This window comes from Mesorhizobium sp. M4B.F.Ca.ET.089.01.1.1 (assembly GCF_004022605.1).
Taxonomy (GTDB): domain Bacteria; phylum Pseudomonadota; class Alphaproteobacteria; order Rhizobiales; family Rhizobiaceae; genus Mesorhizobium; species Mesorhizobium abyssinicae.
Window position 1 is genome coordinate 1 of the sequence record NZ_RZOS01000874.1, and the last position, 1,213, is coordinate 1,213.

The following is a 1,213-nucleotide window of genomic DNA, read 5'->3' on the forward strand; positions in this document are numbered from 1 at the left end:
AGGGGATAGAGCGTGCGCTCGATGATCTCGTCCGCGCCGATTTCGCTCCGCGCGATGCCGAGCTCGGCCGCCTTGGCGCGGATCAGTTCCTCGACCTCGGGATCAGGGGCAGGCTCGCGCGAGCCGCTCTCATAGCGATACCAGCCCCTGCCGGTCTTCTGGCCGAAACGGCCCTGCCCGCAGAGCGTGTCGGCAATCACCGCCGTCTGGCCGCGCGCCTTGCGGTTGCGCCAGCCGATGTCGAGGCCGGCGAGGTCGCCCATCTGGAACGGCCCCATCGGCCAGCCGAAATCGGTGAACGCCTTGTCGACCTGGCCGGGCGTCGCCCCTTCCAGCAACAGCGCTTCGTTCTCCGTGCCGCGCGCGGACAGCATGCGATTGCCGACGAAGCCGTGGCAGACGCCGACAACGACCGGCACCTTGCCGATGCGCCGCGCCAGCTCCGCAACCGTCGCCAGCGCGTCGGGCGCGGTCCTATCGGCGCGCACGATTTCCAAAAGCTTCATGACATTGGCCGGCGAGAAGAAATGCATGCCGAGCACATCCTGCGGCCGCGACGTCGAGGCGGCGATCTCGTCGACATCGAGATAGGAGGTGTTGGTGGCAAGGATCGCGCCCGGCCTGGCCACCGCGTCGAGTTTGCCGAACACCACCTTCTTGACCGCCATGTCCTCGAACACGGCCTCTATGACCAGGTCGCAATCGGCAAGGTCGGCATAGTCGGTGCTGCCCGTGAACAGGCCAAGCCGTTGCTGCCTGGCCTCTTCCGTCAGCGAGCCACGCCCGACCGAGACGGCGTAGTTCTTCTCGATCATTGCGAGGCCCCGTTGCAGCGCCTCCTCGCCGGTTTCGAGCAAGGTCACCGGAAAGCCGCCATTGGCAAAGGCCATCGCGATGCCGCCGCCCATCGTGCCGGCGCCGATGATGCCGACGCGGGCGATCTTGCGCCGCGTGACGTCCTTGCCTTGTATCTTTGCCGCTTCGCGTTCGGCGAAAAACAGATGCCGCTGCGCGCGCGACTGGTCGCCGGCAACGAGCTTGAGAAAGAGCTGGCGCTCGGCCGCCAGCGCTTCATCGAATGGCAGCGTGATCGCGTTGCGCACTGCCTGCGCGCAGGCAAGCGGAGCCTCCAGGCCGCGCGCCTTCCTGGCCAGCTCGGCCGCCTTGGCGTCGAAAGCCGAAAGATCGGTTTCGGCAAGGCGCTCATTGCGGT

1 protein-coding gene is annotated in these 1,213 nt (G+C 67.0%); it reads right to left on the minus strand.

What is annotated here, in order from left to right; all coding sequences use genetic code 11:
- On the minus strand, window positions 1-1,213 hold a 1,213-nt coding region (locus tag EN780_RS34695), incomplete at both ends, for a 3-hydroxyacyl-CoA dehydrogenase family protein (protein WP_133372889.1).